The sequence below is a fragment of the Streptomyces sp. G5(2025) genome, assembly GCF_049542075.1.
Lineage (GTDB): Bacteria > Actinomycetota > Actinomycetes > Streptomycetales > Streptomycetaceae > Streptomyces.
This window is the reverse complement of sequence record NZ_JBMUZT010000006.1, coordinates 3,754,786-3,775,011: the sequence shown is the minus strand read 5'-3', so window position 1 is coordinate 3,775,011 and position 20,226 is coordinate 3,754,786. Positions and strand designations below refer to the sequence as shown.

The 20,226-nt window shown below is 70.6% G+C and carries 24 protein-coding genes, 1 tRNA gene and 1 pseudogene; 8 read left to right on the top strand and 18 right to left on the bottom strand.

Annotated elements, in window-relative coordinates; translation table 11 throughout:
* Window positions 1-40: 40 nt before the first annotated feature.
* The 8 genes from ACOBQB_RS28000 to ACOBQB_RS27965 all read right to left on the bottom strand — a co-directional run bounded on the left by ACOBQB_RS28000 (window position 41) and on the right by ACOBQB_RS27965 (window position 4,949).
* Window positions 41-1,009, bottom strand: a complete 969-nt coding sequence (locus ACOBQB_RS28000; RefSeq protein WP_423595395.1) for an RNA polymerase sigma factor SigF — start codon at window positions 1,007-1,009, stop codon at window positions 41-43.
* A gap of 244 nt (window positions 1,010-1,253) precedes the next feature.
* Complete coding sequence (locus ACOBQB_RS27995) at window positions 1,254-2,090, bottom strand: RNA polymerase sigma factor SigF (protein WP_423598807.1); 837 nt, start codon at window positions 2,088-2,090, stop codon at window positions 1,254-1,256.
* A 242-nt stretch (window positions 2,091-2,332) separates the two neighbouring features.
* Entirely contained in the window at window positions 2,333-2,626 is a 294-nt protein-coding gene (locus ACOBQB_RS27990) for a Dabb family protein (protein WP_423595393.1), read from the bottom strand.
* Window positions 2,627-2,672: 46 nt separating this feature from the next.
* Window positions 2,673-2,852 carry a hypothetical protein gene (locus ACOBQB_RS27985; protein ID WP_127911209.1) on the bottom strand — a complete coding sequence of 60 codons (180 nt, stop codon included), beginning with the start codon at window positions 2,850-2,852 and terminating at the stop codon, window positions 2,673-2,675.
* 458 nt (window positions 2,853-3,310) lie between these two features.
* Window positions 3,311-3,395: transfer RNA gene (locus ACOBQB_RS27980), tRNA-Ser, on the bottom strand.
* A gap of 69 nt (window positions 3,396-3,464) precedes the next feature.
* Window positions 3,465-3,908, bottom strand: coding sequence for a tRNA adenosine(34) deaminase TadA (gene tadA, locus ACOBQB_RS27975; protein ID WP_423598805.1), 444 nt, complete (start codon window positions 3,906-3,908; stop codon window positions 3,465-3,467).
* 81 nt (window positions 3,909-3,989) lie between these two features.
* Window positions 3,990-4,547, bottom strand: coding sequence for a hypothetical protein (locus ACOBQB_RS27970; protein WP_423598803.1), 558 nt, complete (start codon window positions 4,545-4,547; stop codon window positions 3,990-3,992).
* A 222-nt stretch (window positions 4,548-4,769) separates the two neighbouring features.
* Entirely contained in the window at window positions 4,770-4,949 is a 180-nt protein-coding gene (locus ACOBQB_RS27965; RefSeq protein WP_423595391.1) for a hypothetical protein, read from the bottom strand.
* A 132-nt stretch (window positions 4,950-5,081) separates the two neighbouring features.
* Here ACOBQB_RS27965 and upp point away from each other — a divergent pair, with 132 nt between their 5' ends.
* Entirely contained in the window at window positions 5,082-5,717 is a 636-nt protein-coding gene (gene upp / locus ACOBQB_RS27960) for a uracil phosphoribosyltransferase (RefSeq protein WP_127913363.1), read from the top strand.
* A gap of 44 nt (window positions 5,718-5,761) precedes the next feature.
* Here upp and ACOBQB_RS27955 read toward each other — a convergent pair whose 3' ends face one another.
* The 3 genes from ACOBQB_RS27955 to ACOBQB_RS27945 all read right to left on the bottom strand — a co-directional run bounded on the left by ACOBQB_RS27955 (window position 5,762) and on the right by ACOBQB_RS27945 (window position 8,195).
* Window positions 5,762-6,469, bottom strand: a complete 708-nt coding sequence (locus tag ACOBQB_RS27955; RefSeq protein ID WP_423595386.1) for a LytR C-terminal domain-containing protein — start codon at window positions 6,467-6,469, stop codon at window positions 5,762-5,764.
* A gap of 193 nt (window positions 6,470-6,662) precedes the next feature.
* Window positions 6,663-6,959: a type II toxin-antitoxin system VapB family antitoxin gene (locus ACOBQB_RS27950; protein ID WP_003999914.1), complete on the bottom strand. Its 297-nt coding sequence runs from the start codon at window positions 6,957-6,959 to the stop codon at window positions 6,663-6,665.
* 654 nt (window positions 6,960-7,613) lie between these two features.
* The gene (locus ACOBQB_RS27945; RefSeq protein WP_423595384.1) at window positions 7,614-8,195 is read right to left on the bottom strand and encodes an HhH-GPD-type base excision DNA repair protein; all 582 of its coding nucleotides are present in this window, start codon (window positions 8,193-8,195) and stop codon (window positions 7,614-7,616) included.
* Window positions 8,196-8,433: 238 nt separating this feature from the next.
* Between ACOBQB_RS27945 and ACOBQB_RS27940 the strand changes: the two genes are divergently transcribed.
* Together ACOBQB_RS27940 and ACOBQB_RS27935 are read left to right on the top strand one after the other, a co-directional pair.
* Window positions 8,434-10,035 carry an ABC-F family ATP-binding cassette domain-containing protein gene (locus ACOBQB_RS27940; protein WP_423595382.1) on the top strand — a complete coding sequence of 534 codons (1,602 nt, stop codon included), beginning with the start codon at window positions 8,434-8,436 and terminating at the stop codon, window positions 10,033-10,035.
* Between the two features lie 85 nt (window positions 10,036-10,120).
* Entirely contained in the window at window positions 10,121-10,747 is a 627-nt protein-coding gene (locus ACOBQB_RS27935; RefSeq protein WP_423595380.1) for a GNAT family N-acetyltransferase, read from the top strand.
* Here ACOBQB_RS27935 and ACOBQB_RS27930 read toward each other — a convergent pair.
* Window positions 10,744-11,685: a LysR family transcriptional regulator gene (locus ACOBQB_RS27930; protein ID WP_423595378.1), complete on the bottom strand. Its 942-nt coding sequence runs from the start codon at window positions 11,683-11,685 to the stop codon at window positions 10,744-10,746. The two genes, ACOBQB_RS27935 and ACOBQB_RS27930, sit on opposite strands and share 4 nt — an antisense overlap.
* A 248-nt stretch (window positions 11,686-11,933) precedes the next feature.
* Here ACOBQB_RS27930 and ACOBQB_RS27925 point away from each other — a divergent pair, with 248 nt between their 5' ends.
* Complete coding sequence (locus ACOBQB_RS27925) at window positions 11,934-12,329, top strand: EamA family transporter (RefSeq protein WP_423595376.1); 396 nt, start codon at window positions 11,934-11,936, stop codon at window positions 12,327-12,329.
* A complete protein-coding gene (locus ACOBQB_RS27920; RefSeq protein WP_423595374.1) occupies window positions 12,296-13,606 on the top strand; it encodes an MFS transporter in 1,311 nt (436 codons plus the stop codon). The genes ACOBQB_RS27925 and ACOBQB_RS27920 overlap by 34 nt, the downstream gene beginning before the upstream one ends.
* 215 nt (window positions 13,607-13,821) lie before the next feature.
* Here ACOBQB_RS27920 and ACOBQB_RS27915 read toward each other — a convergent pair whose 3' ends face one another.
* The 4 genes and pseudogenes from ACOBQB_RS27915 to ACOBQB_RS27900 form a co-directional block, all read right to left on the bottom strand.
* A complete protein-coding gene (locus ACOBQB_RS27915; protein ID WP_423595372.1) occupies window positions 13,822-14,553 on the bottom strand; it encodes an ankyrin repeat domain-containing protein in 732 nt (243 codons plus the stop codon).
* 126 nt (window positions 14,554-14,679) lie between these two features.
* Window positions 14,680-15,921: an FG-GAP and VCBS repeat-containing protein gene (locus ACOBQB_RS27910; protein WP_423595370.1), complete on the bottom strand. Its 1,242-nt coding sequence runs from the start codon at window positions 15,919-15,921 to the stop codon at window positions 14,680-14,682.
* A gap of 9 nt (window positions 15,922-15,930) precedes the next feature.
* Window positions 15,931-16,020, bottom strand: a pseudogene (locus tag ACOBQB_RS27905) (integrin alpha); the annotation flags it as partial.
* A gap of 281 nt (window positions 16,021-16,301) precedes the next feature.
* A complete protein-coding gene (locus ACOBQB_RS27900) occupies window positions 16,302-17,021 on the bottom strand; it encodes a GAF and ANTAR domain-containing protein (protein WP_423595368.1) in 720 nt (239 codons plus the stop codon).
* Between the two features lie 223 nt (window positions 17,022-17,244).
* Here ACOBQB_RS27900 and ACOBQB_RS27895 point away from each other — a divergent pair, with 223 nt between their 5' ends.
* A complete protein-coding gene (locus ACOBQB_RS27895) occupies window positions 17,245-17,754 on the top strand; it encodes a DUF5949 family protein (RefSeq protein WP_423595366.1) in 510 nt (169 codons plus the stop codon).
* A gap of 285 nt (window positions 17,755-18,039) precedes the next feature.
* Here the strand turns inward: ACOBQB_RS27895 and ACOBQB_RS27890 are convergent, their stop codons facing one another.
* Window positions 18,040-18,327 carry a hypothetical protein gene (locus ACOBQB_RS27890; RefSeq protein ID WP_423595364.1) on the bottom strand — a complete coding sequence of 96 codons (288 nt, stop codon included), beginning with the start codon at window positions 18,325-18,327 and terminating at the stop codon, window positions 18,040-18,042.
* A 282-nt stretch (window positions 18,328-18,609) separates the two neighbouring features.
* On the opposite strand from ACOBQB_RS27890, the gene ACOBQB_RS27885 reads away from it, so the two are divergent.
* Together ACOBQB_RS27885 and ACOBQB_RS27880 are read left to right on the top strand one after the other, a co-directional pair.
* Window positions 18,610-18,891 (top strand): hypothetical protein, encoded by a 282-nt coding sequence (locus tag ACOBQB_RS27885; RefSeq protein ID WP_423595362.1) that lies wholly within the window; start codon window positions 18,610-18,612, stop codon window positions 18,889-18,891.
* A gap of 264 nt (window positions 18,892-19,155) precedes the next feature.
* Entirely contained in the window at window positions 19,156-19,437 is a 282-nt protein-coding gene (locus ACOBQB_RS27880) for a hypothetical protein (protein WP_423595360.1), read from the top strand.
* A 163-nt stretch (window positions 19,438-19,600) separates the two neighbouring features.
* On the opposite strand, the gene ACOBQB_RS27875 is transcribed toward ACOBQB_RS27880, so the two are convergent.
* Window positions 19,601-19,816: a hypothetical protein gene (locus ACOBQB_RS27875; protein WP_423595358.1), complete on the bottom strand. Its 216-nt coding sequence runs from the start codon at window positions 19,814-19,816 to the stop codon at window positions 19,601-19,603.
* Window positions 19,817-20,226 lie beyond the last annotated feature (410 nt).

Below are 20,226 nucleotides of genomic sequence, written 5' to 3'. Positions count from 1 at the left end.
TTCGGTGCCGGCGCTCGATCCGAGAGGGGCCGGCCCGCGCTCAATCCGAGATGAGACCGTCCCGCAGCTGCGCCAGCGTCCGCGTGAGCAGCCGCGAGACGTGCATCTGCGAGATGCCGACCTCCTCGCCGATCTGCGACTGCGTCATGTTGGCGAAGAAGCGCAGCATGATGATGCGGCGCTCGCGCGGCGGCAGCTTGGCGAGCAGCGGCTTCAGGGACTCGCGGTACTCGACGCCCTCCAGGGCCGAGTCCTCGTACCCCAGCCGGTCCGCGAGGGAGCCCTCGCCGCCGTCGTCCTCCGGTGCCGGGGAGTCGAGCGAGGACGCGGTGTAGGCGTTGCCCACCGCGAGGCCGTCGACGACGTCCTCCTCCGACACCCCGAGCGCGACCGCGAGTTCGGGCACGGTCGGCGAGCGGTCGAGCCGCTGGGCGAGCTCGTCGCTGGTCTTCGTCAGCGCGAGCCGCAGCTCCTGGAGGCGGCGCGGGACGCGCACCGACCAACTGGTGTCGCGGAAGAAGCGCTTGATCTCACCGACGACCGTCGGCATCGCGAACGTCGGGAACTCCACGCCCCGTTCGCAGTCGAACCGGTCGATCGCCTTGATCAGGCCGATCGTGCCGACCTGGACGATGTCCTCCATCGGTTCGTTGCGGCTGCGGAAGCGGGCCGCCGCGTACCGCACGAGGGGGAGGTTGAGCTCGATGAGCGTGTCGCGTACGTAGACGCGCTCGGGGCTGTCCTGGTCGAGTGCGGCGAGCCGCAGGAACAGGGAGCGGGACAGGGTCCGTGTGTCGATGGCTTCCGGGGCCGTGGCGCTCTGGAGAGCCTCGGGTGAGGCCGGAAGCGCCTCGGGCGAGACCTGAAGCGCCTCGGGCGAGGCCGGAAGCACCTCGGGTGGGCTCTGAAGCGCGTCGGGTGAACTCGGAAGCGCGTCGGGCGCGGATTCGCTCGGGCTCTTGGTGAGCGTGAGCGTGAGCACCTTCGAGCTGCCCTGGTCTGCGGACATGCCACCCCCTTGAGGTCGCGGACGGTCGCGGCGGGCGCTCCCGTCGGAGGAACGCAGCCTCCACCTGAATACCGGAGGTGGGGCTACGGCAAACGCGGTTCCAGCAGAATGTCACATGTCGGCAACGCGCTGTAGTTACTTGTCGACAAACAGGGGTGACATCCGTGCAGGAAAGAGGGGGTCTGAACCATTTCGGCCAGGAGTGACGTCGGGAAGAGGCCTGACGGCACTCCACTCGATACGGTTACGCCTCGATCCGATTTGCGGACCGAAGTCGCGCGAAGCTCCTGGCGAGGAGCCGGGACACATGCATCTGGGAAACGCCCAATTCGGCGCTGATCTGTGATTGCGTCAGGTTGCTGTAGTAGCGCAGGAGCAGGATCCGCTGCTCGCGCTCGGGCAGCTGGACGAGGAGATGGCGTACGAGATCGCGGTGTTCGACACCGTCGAGCGCGGGGTCCTCGTAGCCGAGCCGGTCGAGGAGGCCGGGCAGTCCGTCGCCCTCCTGGGCCGCCTCCAGTGACGTCGCGTGGTACGAACGGCCGGCCTCGATGCAGGCGAGCACCTCCTCCTCGGTGATGCGCAGCCGCTCGGCGATCTCGGCGGTCGTCGGGGAGCGCCCGAAGGCGGTCGTGAGGTCCTCGGTGGCGCCCGTCACCTGCACCCACAGCTCGTGCAGCCGCCGGGGCACGTGGACCGTACGGACGTTGTCGCGGAAGTACCGCTTGATCTCACCGACGACGGTGGGCATCGCGAACGTCGGGAACTGCACCCCGCGGTCCGGGTCGAAGCGGTCGATGGCGTTGATGAGCCCGATCGTCCCGACCTGGACGACGTCCTCCATCGGTTCGTTGCGGCTGCGGAAGCGGGCCGCCGCGTACCGCACGAGGGGCAGGTTGGCCTCGATGAGCGCGCCGCGCACCCGGCCGTGCTCGGGGCTGCCCGGCTCCAGGTCCTTGAGCCGGCCGAAGAGGACCTGGGTGAGGGCCCTGGTGTCGGCGCCGCGGGTGCTTCCGGTGCTCGCCGCGGTCTTGGTGGGTGGAGCCTCAGGCGCAGTACTGGCCGGCACGGTCAACGCCACCCCTTCTCGGTCAAGCACAGTCAAGCTCAGTCGCCCTCGGCCACTGCGTCGATCGACCTCGGTCAACTCATCCGTCAAAAGCGGTCATAGCATCACAAGACATGTGCACTGTGTGCAAGCACCCGGTCACCACGTGTTGGCGGCGACGACCTGCCGGGGGCGGCGTGCCAGGAACACGGAACGGCCCCGCACCGTCGTGGTGCGGGGCCGTCGCGGGAGCTGCCCGGCTGTCTGCGGGCGGCTCAGAACTCGTAGTCGGCGATCACCCACGTGGCGAACTCCCGCCACATGGCGACGCCTGCCTGGTGGGCCGGGTGCTCGATGTACCGCTTCAGCGCGTCGGTGTCCTCGACCGCCGAGTTGATGGCGAAGTCGTAGGCGATGGGGCGGTCGGTGATGTTCCAGTCGCACTCCCAGAACGTCAGCTCCGGGATCTGCTCGCCGAGCGCGCGGAACGCCTTGACGCCCTCGACCACGCGCGGCTCGTCGCGCCGCACACCGTCGTTGAGCTTGAAGAGGACCAGATGGCGGATCACGGGCGCTCCTTGGAGAGGACTGGGACTCGGCGGCGTCGGCCGCCGCTCAGTCTTTGCCTCCGTTGGCGACCCACGTCATGAAGTCACCGATGCTCTGAGCGGCGCTCGAAACACCCTCGAACCCTATCTGGACGTAGTCGGCGGCCTTGGCGGGGTCGGTGATGATCACGTAGAGCACGAAGACGACCACCACGAAGAGACCGACCTTCTTCCACTGCACTGCCACGATCTGGCCTCCCCTTACCCGCGCCCCGTGTGACCCCTGTGACGGCGGTGAGTCTAACCCGGCGCGTACTCACCGGGCTTTTCGCGTACTCAGGGGGCTTTACGCGTACTCACCGGGCTTTTAAGGACCAACGGCCCACTTCCGCGGGCCTTTTGCCTGCCGTCCTCCGGTGACGTGGAGCGCAGGATGGATGGTGAGCCCGTTGGATCTGGCAGGAATCCACGGGCGAGGGACCGGCCCCACTGCGGAGTCCGCGCCGTCCGCTTCCCCCCGACGGCGGCGCCGACTTGAGGGCTGGTCCTCGTCGGGGGAAGCGGCTTGTCCCCCCGATGCCGCTTCCCCCGCCCTCTGCCTCTCTTTCCCTCTCCCTCTCCCTCTCCGTCTCCGTCTCCCTTTCCCTCTCGGTCCCGTGTACGACGAAGGGCCCGTCCAGTCGGACGGGCCCTTCGTGTCGAGAGCGGTAGCGGAGGGATTTGAACCCTCGGTGACTTGCGCCACACTCGCTTTCGAGGCGAGCTCCTTCGGCCGCTCGGACACGCTACCGAGAGGAACTCTAGCCCAAGATGGGCCGTGGTCAGAAATCCGTTTCGCGCGGCGCCCCGGCGGCCCGGTTCAGCCGCCCCGGTGCCCCTCGCGGAAGAAACGGGTGAGCAACCCGGCGGCCTCCTCGGCGAGGACGTCATGGACGACTTCCGGGCGGTGGTTCAGCCTGCGGTCGCGTACGACGTCCCAGAGCGAGCCGGCGGCTCCTGCCTTGTCGTCGCGCGCCCCGTAGACGACCCGGTCGACGCGGGACTGCACGATCGCGCCCGCGCACATCGTGCAGGGCTCCAGCGTGACGACGAGCGTGCAGCCGGTCAGCCGCCACTGGCCGAGCTCGGCGGCGGCCCTGCGGATGGCGAGCACCTCCGCGTGCGCGGTGGGGTCGCCGGTCAGCTCGCGTTCGTTGTGCCCGGCGGCGAGCACCGTCGTGCCGTCCGGGGACAGCACGACGGCGCCGACCGGGACATCACCGCCCCGGACCGCCAGCTCGGCCTCGGTCAGAGCGAGCCGCATAGGCGCACGCCAGCGGTCGCGTACGGGGTCATGGGCGGGGCCGTCATCGGTGGGGTTGGTCGGAGCGATCACACCGGGAACCTAGCGGACGGTCTCCAGCACCTCCGCCGCCCCGAGGATCTCGGCGATGTCGTTGAGGGCGTCGCCGGGCTCCAGGCCGAGCAGCTCCTTGTCCGGCACGCCGAGGTCGGCCAGGAGCTCCGCGTCACCGAGCGGGCCCGAGGGCACCGCGTCGCCGATGTCGGCGGCCTCCTCGGCCCCGTCGCCGGCGGCGGCGCCGTCCGGTTCTCCGTCCTCCGTACCGTCGAGGTCGAGGGCGTCGAGGTCGGCGACCGTGTCGTCGGCGCCCGGGTTGCGGCCGAGCATTTCGTCGGTGAGCAGGATCTCCCCGTACGAGCTGCGGGCGGCGGCGGCCGCGTCCGAGACGTAGATACGGGGATCCTCCTCGCCGTCCACGCGGACGACGCCGAACCACGCGCCTTCCTGTTCGATGAAGACGAGCACTGTGTCGTCGTCGTGGTCGGCCGTGGCTTCACGGGCCAGATCGGCCAGATCCGCCAGGGTCTCCACGTCGTCGAGGTCCGTGTCGCTCGCTTCCCACCCGTCTTCGGTGCGCGCGAGCAGTGCGGCGAAGTACACCGTGACTCTCCCACTGGTCATAGGCAGTGCCGGTTGGCGGTTTGGGGTCCCCCCGGCGAGGTCGGGGGCGGGGAGCTGTGCCGAGCCCCGCCCATTCGGAATCGTGGCAGAAACCGCGCCGTCAGGAGAGGTCTTCGGGCCGCTGTGTTCCGCGTCGCGTTCATCCCGGGCCCCCGCCGCGCTCGTCCGGGCCCCCGCCGGGCCCGCCGCACGCCGGGGCGGTCACCAGCGGAACGTACGCATGCGCATCTGCTGGCGCATCCGTGCCGCCCGGGCGCGGCGCGGCTTCACGCGGTCGCGGAGCTCGATGGCCTCGGCGCGTTCCCGCAGGAACTGGGCGCGGCGTCTGCGGCGCTCGGCGTCGGTCTCGTCATCCGGTTTGCGTTCCGCGCGTTCCGCCATGGGCCACACCACCTCGGTTCGTACGTCCCCACCTTCCCCCTGGTGGCGGTGTTGATGCCAGCGAGGGGTTATGCCGGCGAGGGGTTATGCCGGCGAGGGAGGCAGGGACCGGGCCCGGTTACTGTTGATGCCATGCGGATCCACGTCGTCGACCACCCGCTGGTGGCGCACAAACTCACCACGCTGCGCGACAAGCGCACCGACTCACCGACCTTCCGGCGCCTCGCCGACGAGCTGGTCACCCTGCTCGCGTACGAGGCCACCCGGGACGTGCGCACCGAGCAGGTCGACATCGAGACCCCGGTGACGCGGACGACGGGCGTGAAGCTGTCGAGCCCGAAGCCGCTGGTGGTGCCGATCCTGCGGGCCGGTCTGGGCATGCTCGACGGCATGGTGCGGCTGCTGCCGACCGCCGAGGTGGGCTTCCTCGGCATGATCCGCAACGAGGAGACCCTGGAGGCCTCCACGTACGCGACGCGCATGCCGGAGGACCTCTCCGGGCGCCAGGTGTACGTCCTGGACCCGATGCTCGCCACGGGCGGCACGCTCGTCGCGGCCATCCAGGAACTGATCAAGCGCGGCGCCGACGATGTGACCGCCGTGGTGCTGCTCGCCGCCCCCGAGGGTGTCGAGGTCATGGAGCGCGAGCTGGCCGGCACGCCGGTGACCGTCGTGACGGCGTCGGTCGACGAGCGGCTCAACGAGCAGGGCTACATCGTGCCCGGTCTCGGGGATGCCGGGGATCGGATGTACGGCACGGCGGAGTAACCGCCGAGGACGCCGAGGAGCCGAGGAGCCGAGGACCGCCGAGGTCAGCAGTTCTTCTCGGCGGACGGTGTGGGCGTCGGCTTGGGCTTGGTGAGTTCCGCCAAGGCCTTGTCGGCGTCCTCTTTTTTGGCCAGTTCCTTGAACTGTGTGCCGAGGATCAGGTCGATCTCGCCGCCCGTGCGGCCGTCCGTCCTGTGCTCGGCGCCCGCGAGCTGCGTGCCGAGGACGGGGAGCGCGGTGTCGGCGGCGGTTCGCGCGCCGAGCAGTATTCCGGTGCCCTTGACCTTCTTGTCGTACTGCTTCGTGGCGTTGCCGACCTCGCCGATGGTGAAGCCGCGCTTCTTCAGCTCGTCCGCGGTGTTCTTGGCGAGGCCGCCGCGGGGGGTTGCGTTGAAGACGTTGACGGTGATCTGGGCGGGCTTGGGGAGGGGCTTGAGGAGGGACTTGGGGAGGGGGGCGGGCTTGAGGCCGGCCTCGGTCTTGCTCTCCGCCCCTGTCCTGGTTTCCGCCCCGGTCTTGGGGTCGCGGCGGTCGCAGTTCTGCGTGGGTGCGGACGCGGCCGACGCCTTGCCCCCGCCGGAGAAGACTTGGATGAGCTGTAGCGTGCCCCAGCCGATCAGGGCTATGGCCGCGGCGGACGCGACGATCGCGAGCACGAGCCTGCGGCGCCCGCCGGTGCGGCGCATTCGGGGATACGCGTCCCCCGTGATGCGGTATTTGCCGCCCATGCCGGGGGGAGTGAGCATGCTCATGGGCGCAGCGTAGTGCCGCCTGGCGGGGATGCCTACTAAATGATCATCGCCGGGTGAGCAGTCCAACCCGAAAGGGTCAACGCGCGGGGCGCGCGGCGTGGGCTGGGCCGGGCCGGGCGGAGGACGGGGGCGGCGGGGTGCCGGGCAGCGCAGCGCAGCGTCCGTCCCCGCGTCGGCCGAGAGGGGCCTCGCGTCAGTCCAGTTCGAGTACGCGGGCGTGGAGCACCTGGCGCTGCTGGAGCGCCGCGCGGACGGCGCGGTGCAGGCCGTCCTCCAGGTAGAGGTCGCCCTGCCACTTCACGACGTGCGCGAAGAGGTCGCCGTAAAACGTCGAGTCCTCGGCGAGCAGTGTCTCCAGGTCGAGCTGGCCCTTGGTCGTCACGAGCTGATCGAGGCGGACCGGGCGCGGCGCGACGTCCGCCCACTGCCGGGTGCTTTCCCGGCCGTGGTCGGGGTACGGCCGGCCGTTTCCGATGCGCTTGAAGATCACACGGAAAGCCTACCGGTCAAGACTTGCCGGGCGCAGCCATGGCGACGGAGTGTGCCGCTGGGAAATGACGCCGCAAAGCGGGATGAAACGGAAAGTGGTGTGCCGGGAGCAGGGGCCGAAGCGAGCGAGAGCCGGTCGGAGGCATCCACGACGGGGAGCGGAAATCGCCCGAACGAGTCGGTGGCGATGGCGGGGGTGACGGGTTGTGGGTGGCTGGGGTCGCCTTGGGTGTGTGGGTGGGGCGGGGCCGCGGGGGTACGTCCGTGCTCGCCATCTTGGCGCGGAGGCTTGGTTGCTTCGGTGCCCTGGTGACCACCACTGTGCTCCGCGCGCACATACCCCCGCGTCCCCTCGGGCACGCGGGCGACTGCGGCCCGTCGTCGGCTCATCCCTGACGGCGGCCGACGGGCACATACCCCCGCGTCCCCTTTGGCACGCGGGTGACTGCGGCCCGTCGTCGGCTCATCCCTGACGGCGGCCGCCGCCGCCCGACCCTCTCCTCTTTCTCCTCGCCCCTACCGCGACATCTCGATGCTGGGGCGTGCGCTCACCCCCGCCCGCCCTGCCTCGGCGTCTCGACGCCGGGTATCGGGCGGGTGGGTGGGAGACGTCCGGCGCGGAGCGGCGGGGTAGGGGATACCGCCGCGCACCCCCTCAGGGACGGGACTTCGCCGCCGCCTTGAGCTGTTGCTTGTGCGCGCGGACCTTGCGCAAAGACTCCGGCCCCGTGATATCCGCGACGGAGCGATACGCCTCGGCCGGGCCGTAGTCACCCGCCGCCTCCCGCCACCCCTTGGGCCGTACGCCCAGCTGCTTCCCCAGCAGGGCCAGAAAGATCTGCGCCTTCTGCTTGCCGAAGCCGGGCAGGTCGTTGAGGCGCCCGAGGAGTTCCTCCCCCGTGGCGGCGTCCTGCCACAGGGCGGTGGCGTCACCCTCGTAATGATCCACGAGGTACTGGCACAGCTGCTGGATCCGCTTGGCCATGGAGCCGGGGTAGCGATGGACCGCCGGCTTGGCGGAGAGCAGCGCGGCGAAGTCCTCGGGGTCGTAGTCGGCGATCTCGTGGGCGTCGAGGTCGTCCGCGTTCATGCGCGTGGCGATCGTGTACGGGCCCGCGAACGCCCACTCCATCGGCACCTGCTGATCCAGCAGCATCCCGACCAGCGCGGCCAGCGGACTGCGGCCGAGCAAGTCGTCGGCCTCCGGTTGCTGGGCGATGTGCAGGGTGACGTCCATGGGTCGATGGTCTCTCGTCGACGTCCGCGCCGCCTCCCAGGAGAGCCCGCAGGCCCGCAGAGCCCCGGAGCGCCACCCGCCGCGGAAGGCGCTCCGGGAACCACCCGTAAAAAACGCCGTGCGGCGGCACCCCGGCCGCCGCTAACCTCGAAGGCATGTCTACGCCCCGCATCTCCTAGCCAGGACACCCGCTCTCACGCCACCCGTGTGTCCATTCGCTATTGCGGAGCGTTACCCCATGATCACCGTACGAGGCATCGACGTACGCGTCGGCGCCCGGCCCCTGCTGTCCGGCGCCTCCTTCCACATCGCCCCCGGCGACCGCATCGGCCTGGTCGGCCGCAACGGCGCCGGCAAGACCACCCTCATGAAGATCCTCGCGGGGCAGGAAGCCCCCGCCGCCGGCACCATCACCCGCACCGGCTCCGTCGGCCACCTCGCCCAGGACCCGCGCGCCGCCGACCCCGCCGTCACCGTCATCGACCGCGTCCTGTCCGCCCGCGGCCTCGACGAGGCGGTCGCGGCCCTGCGTACCGCCGAGGCCGCCATGGCGGACGCCGCGGGCCCGGCCGCGCAGGAGCGGGCCATGGCCGCCTACGCCCGCGCCGACGACCGTTTCCAGGCGCACGGCGGTTACGCCGCCGAGGCGGAGGCCGCCCGGGTCGCCGCCGGGCTCGGGCTGCCCGAGCGTGCCCTGCACCGGCCCGTCGGCGAGCTGTCGGGCGGTCAGCGGCGTCGCGTGGAACTCGCCAGGATTCTCTTCTCGCGGCACGACACGCTGCTCCTCGACGAGCCGACCAACCACCTCGACGCCGACTCCGTGGGCTGGCTGCGCGGGTATCTTGCCTCGTATCCCGGCGGTCTCGTGCTCATCAGCCACGACACCGGGCTCCTCGCCGACACCGTGAACCGCGTCTTCCACCTCGACCCGCGGCGCGCCGCCGTCGACCTGCACAACACCGGCTGGCACACCTACCTCACCCAGCGTGCGGCGGACGAGCGGCGTCGTACGCGCGAACGCGCCAACGCCGAGCGCAAGGCCGCCTCGCTGCGCGCCCAGGCCGACAAGATGCGCTCCCACGTGGCGACGGCCACCGCCGCGAAGAACATGGACCGGCGTGCCGAACGCATGCTCGCCGGTACGGAGCCGGTGCGGCGCGGCGAGAAGGTGGCGCGCATCCGGCTGCCCGAACCCGCGCCGTGCGGCCGGATGCCGCTGGGCGCGATCAGCCTCACCAAGTCGTACGGCTCCCAGCGCGTCCTCACGGGCGTCGACCTGGCCGTCGACCGGGGCAGCCGCCTGGTCGTCCTCGGCCTCAACGGCGCGGGCAAGACCACGCTGCTGCGGCTCCTCGCCGGGCGGGAACTCCCGGACGAGGGGCGCGTCGTGGCGGGGCCAGGGCTGCGGCTCGGCTACTTCGCGCAGGAGCACGACACCCTGGAGGGCGCGCAGACCGTACGGGAGAACCTGGCGGGCGCGGCACCGCAGCTGACCGATGGTGAGGTGCGGCGGGTTCTGGGGTCGTTCCTGTTCGGCGGCGACGACGCCGACAAGCCGGCAGCCGTCCTGTCCGGTGGCGAGAAGACGCGGCTCGCGCTGGCCGGGCTCGTCCACTCGGGTGCGAACGTCCTGCTCCTCGACGAGCCCACCAACAACCTCGACCCGGCGTCCAGGGACGAGGTCCTCGCCGCCGTGGGCACGTATCCCGGGGCGATCGTGATGGTCACGCACGATGAGGGTGCCATCGACGCGCTGCGCCCGGACCGCGTGCTGCTGCTCCCGGACGGGTCGGAGGATCTGTGGAGCCCCGACTACCGGGAGTTGGTCGGCCTGGCCTGAGGCTTCGCACGAGCGTGCGGACTTCCGCACGTGGGCCTCCGTCGTCCCCGCCCTCTCGCGCGCCCGGCTGTGCTTCCATGCTCCGATGAGACGAGAACGTGTCGCCGAGGCGTCCGACGGCCCCCCGGTCCTCCGCATACGGGAGCGTGCCGGTGAGCCGGACCTGGAGGCGTGCGTCGGCGTCCTCGCCCAGGTCCACAAGGCCGACGGCTACCCTGTCAACTGGCCCTTGGAACCCGGCCCATGGCTGCTCGGAGCCGCCGCGCTCGGCGCCTGGGTGGCCGAGCTCGATGGGCGCGTCGTCGGGCACGTGAGCCTGTCCCGGAGCGCGCCGGACGACGCGGCTCCGGGGCTGTGGAGCGAGCGGGCGGGCGTGGCCGCCGAGGCGGCGGCGGTGGTCAGCCGTCTTTACGTGGCGCCGGACGCCCGCGGCCACGGCATCGGCGCGCTGCTGATGGGGCGGGCGGTGCGGGAGGCGCGCGCACACGGCCTGCACCCCGTGCTGGACGTGGTGTCCTCCGACACCTCGGCCGCCGCGCTCTACGAACGCCTGGGCTGGGAACTGCTGGCCGTCGTCGAGCGGGAGTGGGGCCCCGGGCAGCGGGTGACCTTGCGCTGTTACGCGGGCCCACCCGCCCCCGACACGTCCGGCACGAATGCGCGCGCGAATTCCGGCACCCCCACCACCGACGGTACGGGCACACTGCCTTAGGCCTCCGCCTCCGCGCCAGGTGCCGTCCCCGTCCCCGTTCCCGAAGCCGCCACCCGCAGCGCCTCCAACAGCGCCCGCAGCGCCGGGTGCACCGGTGTCGTCCCTGCCCTTACCGCCGCCTGGATCACCCTGACCGGCTCCGGGTTCCTGACCTCACGTATGACCACGTCGGGACGGCGGAGCCCGGCGGCCAGGCCCAGTTCGGGCACCAGGCTGACGCCGAGGCCGGCGGCGACGAAGCCCTGGGCCGTGGCGTAGTCCCCGCTCTCCACCACGAAGTCCGGGGTGAAGCCGGCCGCCGCGCAGGCGTCGAGCACCGGGTCCAGGCAGGGGCCCGGCGTCTCGCCCGCGACCCAGGGCTCCTCGGCGAGGTCACTCAGGTCGATGACCGACCGTTCCGCGAGCCGGTGGCCCGGCGGGAGCACCGCGCGGTAGCGGTCGTCCAGCAGGTGCACGAACCGGATGCCGTCCACCGCCGCCCGGCCCCGCTCCCTGACCACCAGCGCCAGGTCGGCCTGCCGCGCCTTCACCTCCAGTACCGGATCGTCCGGTTCGAAGAGCCGCAACTCCACCTGTACGCCGGGCTGTTCGCGGCGCAGCGCGGCGATCGCCGGCACCACGAGGGGCGCCCCGGCCGTGGTGAAGTACCGCATGGAGACGCGTCCCGTCCGCCCGGCCCGCAGCTCGGCGAGCGCGGTCTCCGCCTCGGCGGCGTGGCGTCCGATGACCGTCGCGTACTCCGTGAGCAGGCGCCCCGCGTCCGTGGGCCGCACCCCGCGGCCGGTCCGGTCGAGGAGCGTGATGCCCGCTTCCTTCTCCAGGGCCGCCATCTGCTGGCTCACGGCCGAGGGGGTGTAGCCGAGGTTCCGGGCGGCCGCGGTGACCGAGCCGCTGGTGACCACCGCCCGCAGGATCTGCATCCGCCGCATGTCGAGCATGCCCCCAGTGTGCAGCGGAGCTTAATTCTGGCTCCAGAACTTTTCGCTTGTCTTACAGCCGCGGCAACGAGACCGTACTGAGCAGGAACCGTGGCCCCCGAAGGACACAGGAGGAGCAGCCATGCTCAGCGGCCCCCGCGCCACCCTCGTCCGCATGGCCGTACTCGCCCTCCTCTGGGGCTCCGGCTTCCTCTGGATCAGATCGCGCTCAGCGGCGGCCTCGCCCCGCTGCACCTGACGATCATTCGGTGCGCGCTCGGCACCGCCGTCCTGCTCGCGCTGGCCCGCGCGGCCTCGTCGTCCTCGGCACGCTCGGCACCGGCGTCACCTTCCACCTCAACTCCCGCCTCATCGCGGACGAGGGGCCCACCGCCGCCGCCACCGTCGGCTATCTTCTGCCGGTCGTCTCGGTCGTCTCGGTCGCCCTCGGCGCTCTCGTGCTCGGCGAGGAGGTCGGGCCGTGGGTCCTCGTGGGCATGGCCGTGGTGCTCGGGGTGGTGGGGCTGACCCGGCACAAAGGGCGAGACGGGAAGCGGGACGAGCGGCAGGACGAGAAACGAGACGAGAAACGAGACGAGAAACGAGACGAGAAGGACGAATGGAACCTGGTGTGCAGAACTCCTCCGCATCCCCTTGGCGGATAGCCGACTTCCGCGTCCTGTTCAGCGCCACCGCGCTCAGCCAGCTCGGCACCAACATCGGTTACGTGGCCGTCCCGATCGTCGCCGTGACCGCGCTGGACGCGCGCCCCGGCCAGGTCGGCGCCCTGGCGACCCTGAGCATGGCCGCCTTCCTGCTCATCGGTCTGCCAGCGGGCGCCTGGGTCGACCGGATGCGACACCGCCGCGTGCTGATCGCGGCGGATCTCGTACGAGGGTCGCTGTACGCCACCGTGCCGCTGGCCTGGTGGCTGGAGTGCCTCACGCTCGGCCAGCTCTACGCGGTCGTGCTCCTGAACGGCTGCGCCACCGTCTTCTTCGATGTCGGCTCCCAGAGCGTGCTGCCCCAACTGGTGGGCCGCGGCGGCCTGGTGCGGGCCAACGCGGCCATGGTGACCCTGATGGCCGCGGGCAATGTCGCGGGGCGCGGCGCGGGCGGCGGCCTCCTGGCGCTGCTCACCGCGCCGGTCGCCCTGGTGTGCACCGCCGTCAGCTATCTGGCCTCGGCGGCGCGGCTCACCGCCGTACGGGGCGGCGACGCCGCGCCGAAGCCCGTCCCGCGCGGTGCGCGACCGCATCTCGGCGCGCAGATCGCCGAAGGGCTGCGGCACGTCCTCGGCAACAAGGAGCTGCGGGCCCTGGCCCTCACCGCCTCTCTCAGCAACCTCGGCTCGCAGATCGTGAACACCATGCTTCCGGTGCTCTTCGTCGCCGAACTCGGCCTGACTCCAGCGGCGTTGGGCCTGTTCTGGGCGGCGGGCGGCGTCGGGCTGCTGCTCGGCGCGCGGTGCGCCCGGGCCGTGGCGGCGCGCGTCGGCTACGGCCGCACGCTCGGCCTCGCGGGGCTGTGCCTGGCCCCCGCGGGGCTGCTCGTACCGCTCGTCGACCGCGGGCCGTGGCTGTACGTCGCGGGCGCCGGGTGGCTGCTTGCCCTGTTCAAGACGGGCATGGACAACGTCCTCGGGGTGAGCCTGCGGCAGCGGATGACGTCCGACGCCCTCCTCGGCCGTATGAACGCCACGTTCCGCTTCCTGCTCAGCGGTGCCCTCGCGGTCGGCGCCGCGGTGTCCGGCCTGGTCGGTGAGATCACCTCGGTGCGGGGCGCGCTGTGGACGGGCGGCGTGATCATGGCGGTGGCGTTCCTGCCGGTGTTCCTCTCACCTGTACGCAGGCGGCGCGAACTACCGGGACAGGGCGAGACGGTGGCGGCGGCGAACCCGGAACCCCCGACGAAGCGCGACCAGCCGATCCCGGACCTGTGACGGCCCACCCGAGCACTGCCTGCACCCCACATACGTCAAGTGCGGCTGACGGCGCCGGGTGTGAGTGCCCCGCGTCGCCCTCCCAGGGTGCCCCCATGACGTCACAGCGGCGTCGCCACCCCCGGATGTCCCCATGACGTCACAGCCGCGTCGCCACCCCCGGATGTCCCCATGACGTCACAGCCGCGTCGCCACCCCCGGATGCCCCCATGACGTCACAGCTCCGCCCCCGCCCTCGCGCCCTGCCCCCGCAGCCACGTCACGACGTCGTCGGCGGCCACCGCGACCGCGATGTCCAGTGGCGTCAGGCCCTCGTACCCGGCCCGGTCGAGCGCGGCGCCCCGCTCAAGGAGCAGCCGGGCCGTGGACAGTTGCCCACCCTGGCAGGCGCCCCAGAAAGCCCCATCCAGGTCGTCGGCGTCAGGCGGCGGATCCGCCGTCACGCGGGCCCGGACGCGGTCGAGCAGCCCGAGCGTCGCCTCGTCCATCAGGGTCGTCCGCGCCCCGTGCTCCAGCAGCCGCCGCGCCGCCCGCCACTGGCCGAACCCACGCGCGTCGGCCAGCGGCGTGCCGCCCCCGATGACGGCGCCGTCCGCCTCGATGTCCGCACCGGCCGCGACAAGGGCGTCGATCGCCGCGACGTCGTCGTTGGAGGCCGCCCAGTGCAGCGGCGTCTCGGAGTGGGCGCCGACGAAGCGGGCGCCGGGGTCGGCGCCGGCCGCGACGAGGACGCCGATGACCTCGGGCCCCGCGGGCAAGTGCCCGGGCCAGTCCGTGGCGATGTGCAGCAGGGAGCGCGTCCCCGCGGCCTCGCCCTCCCGCCTGATCCACGAGGCGGCGAGGCCCTTATGCGCGCTGAGGAGCTCCTGGAGCGCGGGAACGTCACCGGAGCGGATTGCCGCGGTCACCGCGACGGCCCGCGGATCGTCCGCGTCGAGAACTGCCATGCCGGGCCTCCTGATCGACTCCCCCGATTCTGTCAGCGGCCACTGACAACGGCCCGGCCCCGGCGGCACCACGGTGGAGGCGAGGCGCGAAGGCGCCCGCAGCGCCACCGCCCCCGGCAGCCGGCCTCAGCCCCGGAGCACATCACCGAAGTACGACGTGCCCGACGGCCCGCCGAGACCCGGGCCGCTGACCGACTTCGAACCGGTCGCGGTGATCCCGGAAGAGGTGCTCTTGAACAGCCACACGGCACCGGCGCCGTCGTTCTCCCCGTACGCCCCCGCGACGAGCTCGGCCCGGCCGTTGCCGTCGGCGTCCGCGAGCTCCACCGAGCCGCCGAAGAAGTCCGATGTCTCCGCGGTGCCGGGCACACCCGAGGTGTTCTGCGAGAACGCCTTCGAACCCGTACCGGTCACACCGCCCGCCGAGCCGCGCAGGACGACGACCGAACCGGCCTTCTTCGCGGAGCCCAGCGTCTCGGAGGCCGCGCCGACCGCGATGTCGGCGTAGCCGTCACCGTTCGTGTCGCCCGCGGCCAGGCTCCAGCCGAAGGCGTCCCCCTTCTCCGCGGCGCCGGGCACGCCCGCTGTGTCCTGGGTGACGCGCACCGGGGTGCGGGTGCTCAGGCCGGTCGCGCTGCCGTAGGTGACGGTGACCGCGCCGCCGGGGCCGCCGTTCGGCTCGTCCGTCGACTTCTCCATGAAGTTGCCGGTGACGATGTCCCCGAAGCCGTCCTTGTCGATGTCGGCGATCGTCGCGGCGTAACCGCCCGCGACCTTGCCGGCCGGCTTGGGCGTCGTACCGCCCCGGTAGAGGACGCTGCGCGTGCGGTACCCGCCGCCGCTCGTCTCCTCCTGGCCCATGACCAGCAGGTCGGTGGCCGCGTCACCGTCGACGTCCCCGGCGATGATCTTGTCGGTGTTGATGCCGGTCGCCTCGGAGGTGTCGACGCCGGTGAGCGCCGCCGCCTTGCCGGTCCGGGAGACGGGGCCCTTGAAGATGGTGAGCCCGGGCGAGGCGTTGTTGGCGGCCGCCAGGTCGGTCGTGCCGTCGCCGTCGAAGTCACCTGCGGCCACGGACCAGCCCAGTTCGTTGCGGTACTCCGGCAGGGGCGAGGAGATGTCGGTGCCCGCGCCGAGCCCGCTCGCGCCGCCCCAGACCACGGTGAGCGCGCCGAAGTCGTCGGTGCTCCCGATGCGCTCGCCGTGCACGCCGACGATCAGGTCGGTGTAACCGTCGTCGTCGAGATCGCCGGTGGTGATCCGGTCGCCGAAGTAGTCGCCGCTCTCCGGAGTGCCGGGGATGCCCGCGGTCGCCTGATTGATCAGGCTCCGCTTGGTGGTGTCGAGGCCCGCGGCGGTGCCGTACACGACGGAGACCTGGCCGGCGCCGGACTTCCCCGAGACCTTGGCCAGGGGAGCGGAGATCGCGAGGTCGCCGTAGCCGTCGCCGTTGAAGTCGGCGCGTATCCGGTCCCCCCGCGCCGGGCGCCGCCCCGGCCGGAGCCGATACGGCGGCGAGCAGCGATCCGGTCAGAGCGGCCGTGGCGGCACAGGCCAGGGCCATACGGAACTTCTGGGGCATGCGGTTCTCCTGCGACTGAGCGGGGCGGGCGGGCCGTGCACATGGCGCGTCGGCGCACAGAAGACCTTCGGTGGGGCACCAGGGTTGTACGGGCTCACCACAAGGGTTGCCGCACGGGTTGCCACGAGAGTTGTACGGGCCTACGTCGAACAGTGCCCCGGCCGGCTCACCGCGAGGGCCAAAAGGGGCCACCGGAGGGCATGTCGTTGATCTCGCGGGCTATATCCGGAAGGGGGCGTCCGGTGACGAAGGCGGAGGCCCGCAGGCGCGCCAGAGCTTCCTCGGAGGAGATGTCCAGGTGGGCGGCGAGCCTGTCGCTGGCCTGATGGGTGGTGCCCCAGTGGGTGGCGATCTGGTCGGACGGCTTCCACCGCGGCAGTTCGCCGTGGGCGAGCAGCCGCCAGAAGGAGGGCAGCATGACCCGGGAAACGGCCCGCGCGGCCGCTTCCGCCTGCCGGACCATCTCCCTGTCCGTCGCGTCGTACTCCAGAGAGACCGGGTCGCGGCGCATGAGCTCCACCGTCCCGAAGACCTTGTCGTCGAAGGTCAGGGGAAGGATGTGGACGGCCCCGACTTCCCCCAGCTCGTCCGCCATGGCGGCTTCGAACAACGGCCAGCGCGTCAGCGGACGCCTGAAATCCTCGACCAGGAGCGGCTTGCCGCTGACCGCTGCGCTCACGCAGGGCCCCTCGTCCGCAAGGAACTGGAGCTCCTCCAGACGCAGCGTCAGCGGGTCCGTGGCGTGGAGCAGCTGCCGGTAAGGGGTCTCGGTCAGAAAGGCCAGGCTGGCGCCGTCGGCGGGCAGCCCCTCGCACAGCGCCCGGCACAGTCGCCGGGGCAGTTCCTCGGGCCGCTCCTTGGTGGCGGACAGCACCAGATCCACCACCGAGCATCCATGTGTCATAACGGTTCAGCTCCCGCGCCCACCGGCGCTCGTCTTTACGAAAGGGCCGTGGCTGAGTACCCCTGGTTCCCGCCGCGCACGCCTGCGGTGCCGGTGCGGTCCGCGGTCCCGGTTACCCGGCCGGGGGAATCAGCCCCCCGGGCATGGGCCGAACGGGTGTAAACGCACCCGAACAACCAGGAAGGCGCCACTAGCATCCGCGGGCATGACCTCTTCCACCGCCGTAACGCCAGAGAAGCAGGGCTCCCTCCTGGGCACCCTCATCATCGTCCCGTGGGCCAACGAACCCGCACCTGACTCCGGCGGCCCTGTGACGCCGTTCCTGCTGGTGTGTTCGCGCGGGGACGGCCGCGAGGGCCCCGAGGCGGGCACGAAGGCGCTGCGGGCCGAGCTGGAGAAGGCCGGCCTCCCGATCGGTGAGAACGTGACGGACCTGACCCGGGAGACTCGCAGCTCGGTCTCACTGTTGGTGGAGGCCGAACAGGCGGTGCTCAGCCTGCCTTTCCTGCACGTCCAGTGCCCGGTCTCCCCGCAGTGGCAGAAGGCGGCCTACGAGAGCGGCTCGGCCTACCTGATGTGCGCGCTGCGCCCGTGGCCCGAAGCCGTGCAGGGAAAGCCGGTCGGCGCGGAGCAGCTGCGTGCGTTCGTCTCCGACGAGCAGATGGTGCCGACCAGCGCCCGCTGCCTCGTGCCGGTACGCAGGGTCCGCACCTGACGGAATGCGGCGACGATGCCCCCGAAGGCATCTCTCCGGGGGCATCATCTGTTTCTATTCGGTGTTTCTGTTCGGACTTCACCCTTTCTTCGGGCGCACACAGCTTTGCCCCGGGAGGCGACGGAAACCGTCACCTCCCGGGGCAATCACTGTTCCGCGTCACAAGGTCCGTACCGTTTTCACCGGGCAGTGGTCACCCTCACAGTGCCGCTGACATACGCGTACCACCTGGCGAATTCCGGTGCTTCATCTCGTGGAGCGGAAGCCGAGACGCAGGGAAGGGTCTCAGTTGTGGACCGCACCCAGGAGCGGCAGCGCGGGCGCGGCCGACTGGTCGATGTACTTCGACTTCTGACGGATCTCGTTGCACTGGAAGGCGCGAGCCTGGTCCAGCACCTCGATGGTCAGGACGTCGATGTCCTGGATGGTCGGGCAGATGTCCCGAATGACCTCGATGCTCTGCGAGTAGTGGCCGTGTACGGACTCGTCGGCCGAGGCCGGCGTGACCGCCATGCCCGTGGCCGCCAGGGTCAGCATCGTCCCCGCCAGCACCTTCTTGTTCTTCGAGTTCATATTCTGAGCACTCCTTCCCGGATGACTTAGCACCCGGTCCGGGTGCCGACGCGGGACCCAACCGTCGAACGTGGTCAGAGGTTGCGTGCCCGGATGCCCTTTCACCCAATTGCACGCTCACACTGTCCAAAAGTGTGATGACGCGATGTTCAATAGGCCTATCGTTGCGGTAACCGGGTGATTATGGCCTCCGTGCAGAAACGTGATGGCGGCGACCGCCGTTATTGCTGGTGCTGGCGCACTCACTGGGAGACGCCCACTAATGCTAGGAAGGTACACACCATGAGTGTGAAGAAGATTGTCGCCGGTTCCATGCTGACGCTGACCGCCACCGGCATGGCCGTTACTCCGGCCATGGCCGACGAGGAAGTCCACGGTCACTACTCGCAGAACATCGAGATCATCCGCGACATCTGCCCGACGATCCAGGACATCGACGTTCTCACCATCGAGGTGCTGGACGAGGCTCGTGCCTTCCAGTGCAACGAGATCCGTCAGAAGTCGAAGGTCATCGACAGCTCGTCCGCTCCCGCGCTGCCGCTCCTCGGCCAGGTGGTCAACTAAACAGCTCGGGCTCCCCTGTGGCGCTCTTGTAATTACCCTTTGTAGAGGGAAATGGGCCTCGGGCTCGCGGTACGACCGCGCGCCCGGGGCCCATTGCGCATGTGCGGCCAGTTAATAGGACACAGTGAGCGCGGGCACTGGTTGCTGCAAAAGAGTGAATGACTTTAGCGGGTCGGAACCCCGGCTGCCGCGGGACAGTTAGTGAATCTGTCGGCGCCTACTGAAAGCGCCACAGCTACCCGGACGCAAGGAAGGCACATAACAATGAACGCCAAGAAGATTCTCGCCGGCTCGATGCTGACGCTGACCGCCACTGGCATGGCCGTCACCCCGGCCATGGCCGACGAGGAGGTTCACGGGCACTACTCGCAGAACATCGAGATCATCCGTGACGTCTGCCCGACCATCCAGGACATCGACGTCCTGACCATCGAGGTGCTGGACGAGGCCCGTGCGTTCCAGTGCAACGAGATCCGTCAGGGCTCCAAGGTCAAGGACGACTCGGCCGCTCCCGCGCTGCCCATCCTTGGCGCCGTCATCGACTGACGCCGACGCAGTCCGGCGGTAGGCGAGGCCCTACCACGGACACCGGGGCCGCTGTTTTTCAACAGCGGCCCCGGCGTTTGTTTCTGCGTTATTTCTTTTGTGCCGTCGGCTCTTCACGGTTGATGAAAACGTCCCGTGGAGAGCTGAGCAGTACGGCGACTACTCAGCGGTGACCATGGATTTCGCCGTGGTGCCCCGAGCCGCTGAAGATTCCGGTGCCGGACGAGGACTTGAGGATGTCGAAGTTCCCGCCACTCCACTCGGCGCTGAAGCGGTGCTTACGGTCGCCACCGTCGCGGTCGCAGGCAGCGGCCGAGCTCGTACCGACTGCCATGGCGGCGGCAACAACGGCCGCGCAGGTAATAACCTTCTTGATCATTTCTGCCTTCGGGTCGAATGTCCGTGCTGCCCCATGTCGGGGAAGCATTTGTGGCGATTCTTTCCCTCGCGCCTCGCTGTGTGGAGCCGAAGACGCCCGGGCCACTCCTTCGGAAAGGCTCATTGCGCTATTTGGTCGCAGCAGAAGGGGGAATCGCCCCGCCAGACGGTGTAACCGCCCACCGGGACGTCCGGCTGTGGGCTGAGGGAGCCGGGGGGCGGGGGCCGGGCAGGCCACGCGACGACGAAGGCCCCGACCGCTGAGCGGTCGGGGCCTTCGTCTGCCCTGACGGGCGAGTGCGGAGGATACGAGATTCGAACTCGTGAGGGGTTGCCCCCAACACGCTTTCCAAATGTTCGTCCGGCGGTCCTGGGTGTTCTGACCTGCGGTTGGCTGGCACAGGCAGGAAC

What these genes read in the sequence shown, in the direction of transcription:
- ACOBQB_RS27895 (WP_423595366.1), top strand. Translation starts at nt 17,245, where the DNA reads ATGACCTCTTCCACCGCCGTAACGCCAGAGAAGCAGGGCTCCCTCCTG.
- ACOBQB_RS27930 (WP_423595378.1), bottom strand. Translation starts at nt 11,685, where the DNA reads ATGCTCGACATGCGGCGGATGCAGATCCTGCGGGCGGTGGTCACCAGC.
- ACOBQB_RS27935 (WP_423595380.1), top strand. Translation starts at nt 10,121, where the DNA reads ATGAGACGAGAACGTGTCGCCGAGGCGTCCGACGGCCCCCCGGTCCTC.
- ACOBQB_RS27875 (WP_423595358.1), bottom strand. Translation starts at nt 19,816, where the DNA reads ATGATCAAGAAGGTTATTACCTGCGCGGCCGTTGTTGCCGCCGCCATG.
- ACOBQB_RS27885 (WP_423595362.1), top strand. Translation starts at nt 18,610, where the DNA reads ATGAGTGTGAAGAAGATTGTCGCCGGTTCCATGCTGACGCTGACCGCC.
- ACOBQB_RS27940 (WP_423595382.1), top strand. Translation starts at nt 8,434, where the DNA reads ATGATCACCGTACGAGGCATCGACGTACGCGTCGGCGCCCGGCCCCTG.
- ACOBQB_RS28000 (WP_423595395.1), bottom strand. Translation starts at nt 1,009, where the DNA reads ATGTCCGCAGACCAGGGCAGCTCGAAGGTGCTCACGCTCACGCTCACC.
- ACOBQB_RS27915 (WP_423595372.1), bottom strand. Translation starts at nt 14,553, where the DNA reads ATGGCAGTTCTCGACGCGGACGATCCGCGGGCCGTCGCGGTGACCGCG.
- ACOBQB_RS27945 (WP_423595384.1), bottom strand. Translation starts at nt 8,195, where the DNA reads ATGGACGTCACCCTGCACATCGCCCAGCAACCGGAGGCCGACGACTTG.
- upp (WP_127913363.1), top strand. Translation starts at nt 5,082, where the DNA reads ATGCGGATCCACGTCGTCGACCACCCGCTGGTGGCGCACAAACTCACC.
- ACOBQB_RS27880 (WP_423595360.1), top strand. Translation starts at nt 19,156, where the DNA reads ATGAACGCCAAGAAGATTCTCGCCGGCTCGATGCTGACGCTGACCGCC.
- ACOBQB_RS27965 (WP_423595391.1), bottom strand. Translation starts at nt 4,949, where the DNA reads ATGGCGGAACGCGCGGAACGCAAACCGGATGACGAGACCGACGCCGAG.
- tadA (WP_423598805.1), bottom strand. Translation starts at nt 3,908, where the DNA reads ATGCGGCTCGCTCTGACCGAGGCCGAGCTGGCGGTCCGGGGCGGTGAT.
- ACOBQB_RS27890 (WP_423595364.1), bottom strand. Translation starts at nt 18,327, where the DNA reads ATGAACTCGAAGAACAAGAAGGTGCTGGCGGGGACGATGCTGACCCTG.
- ACOBQB_RS27955 (WP_423595386.1), bottom strand. Translation starts at nt 6,469, where the DNA reads ATGAGCATGCTCACTCCCCCCGGCATGGGCGGCAAATACCGCATCACG.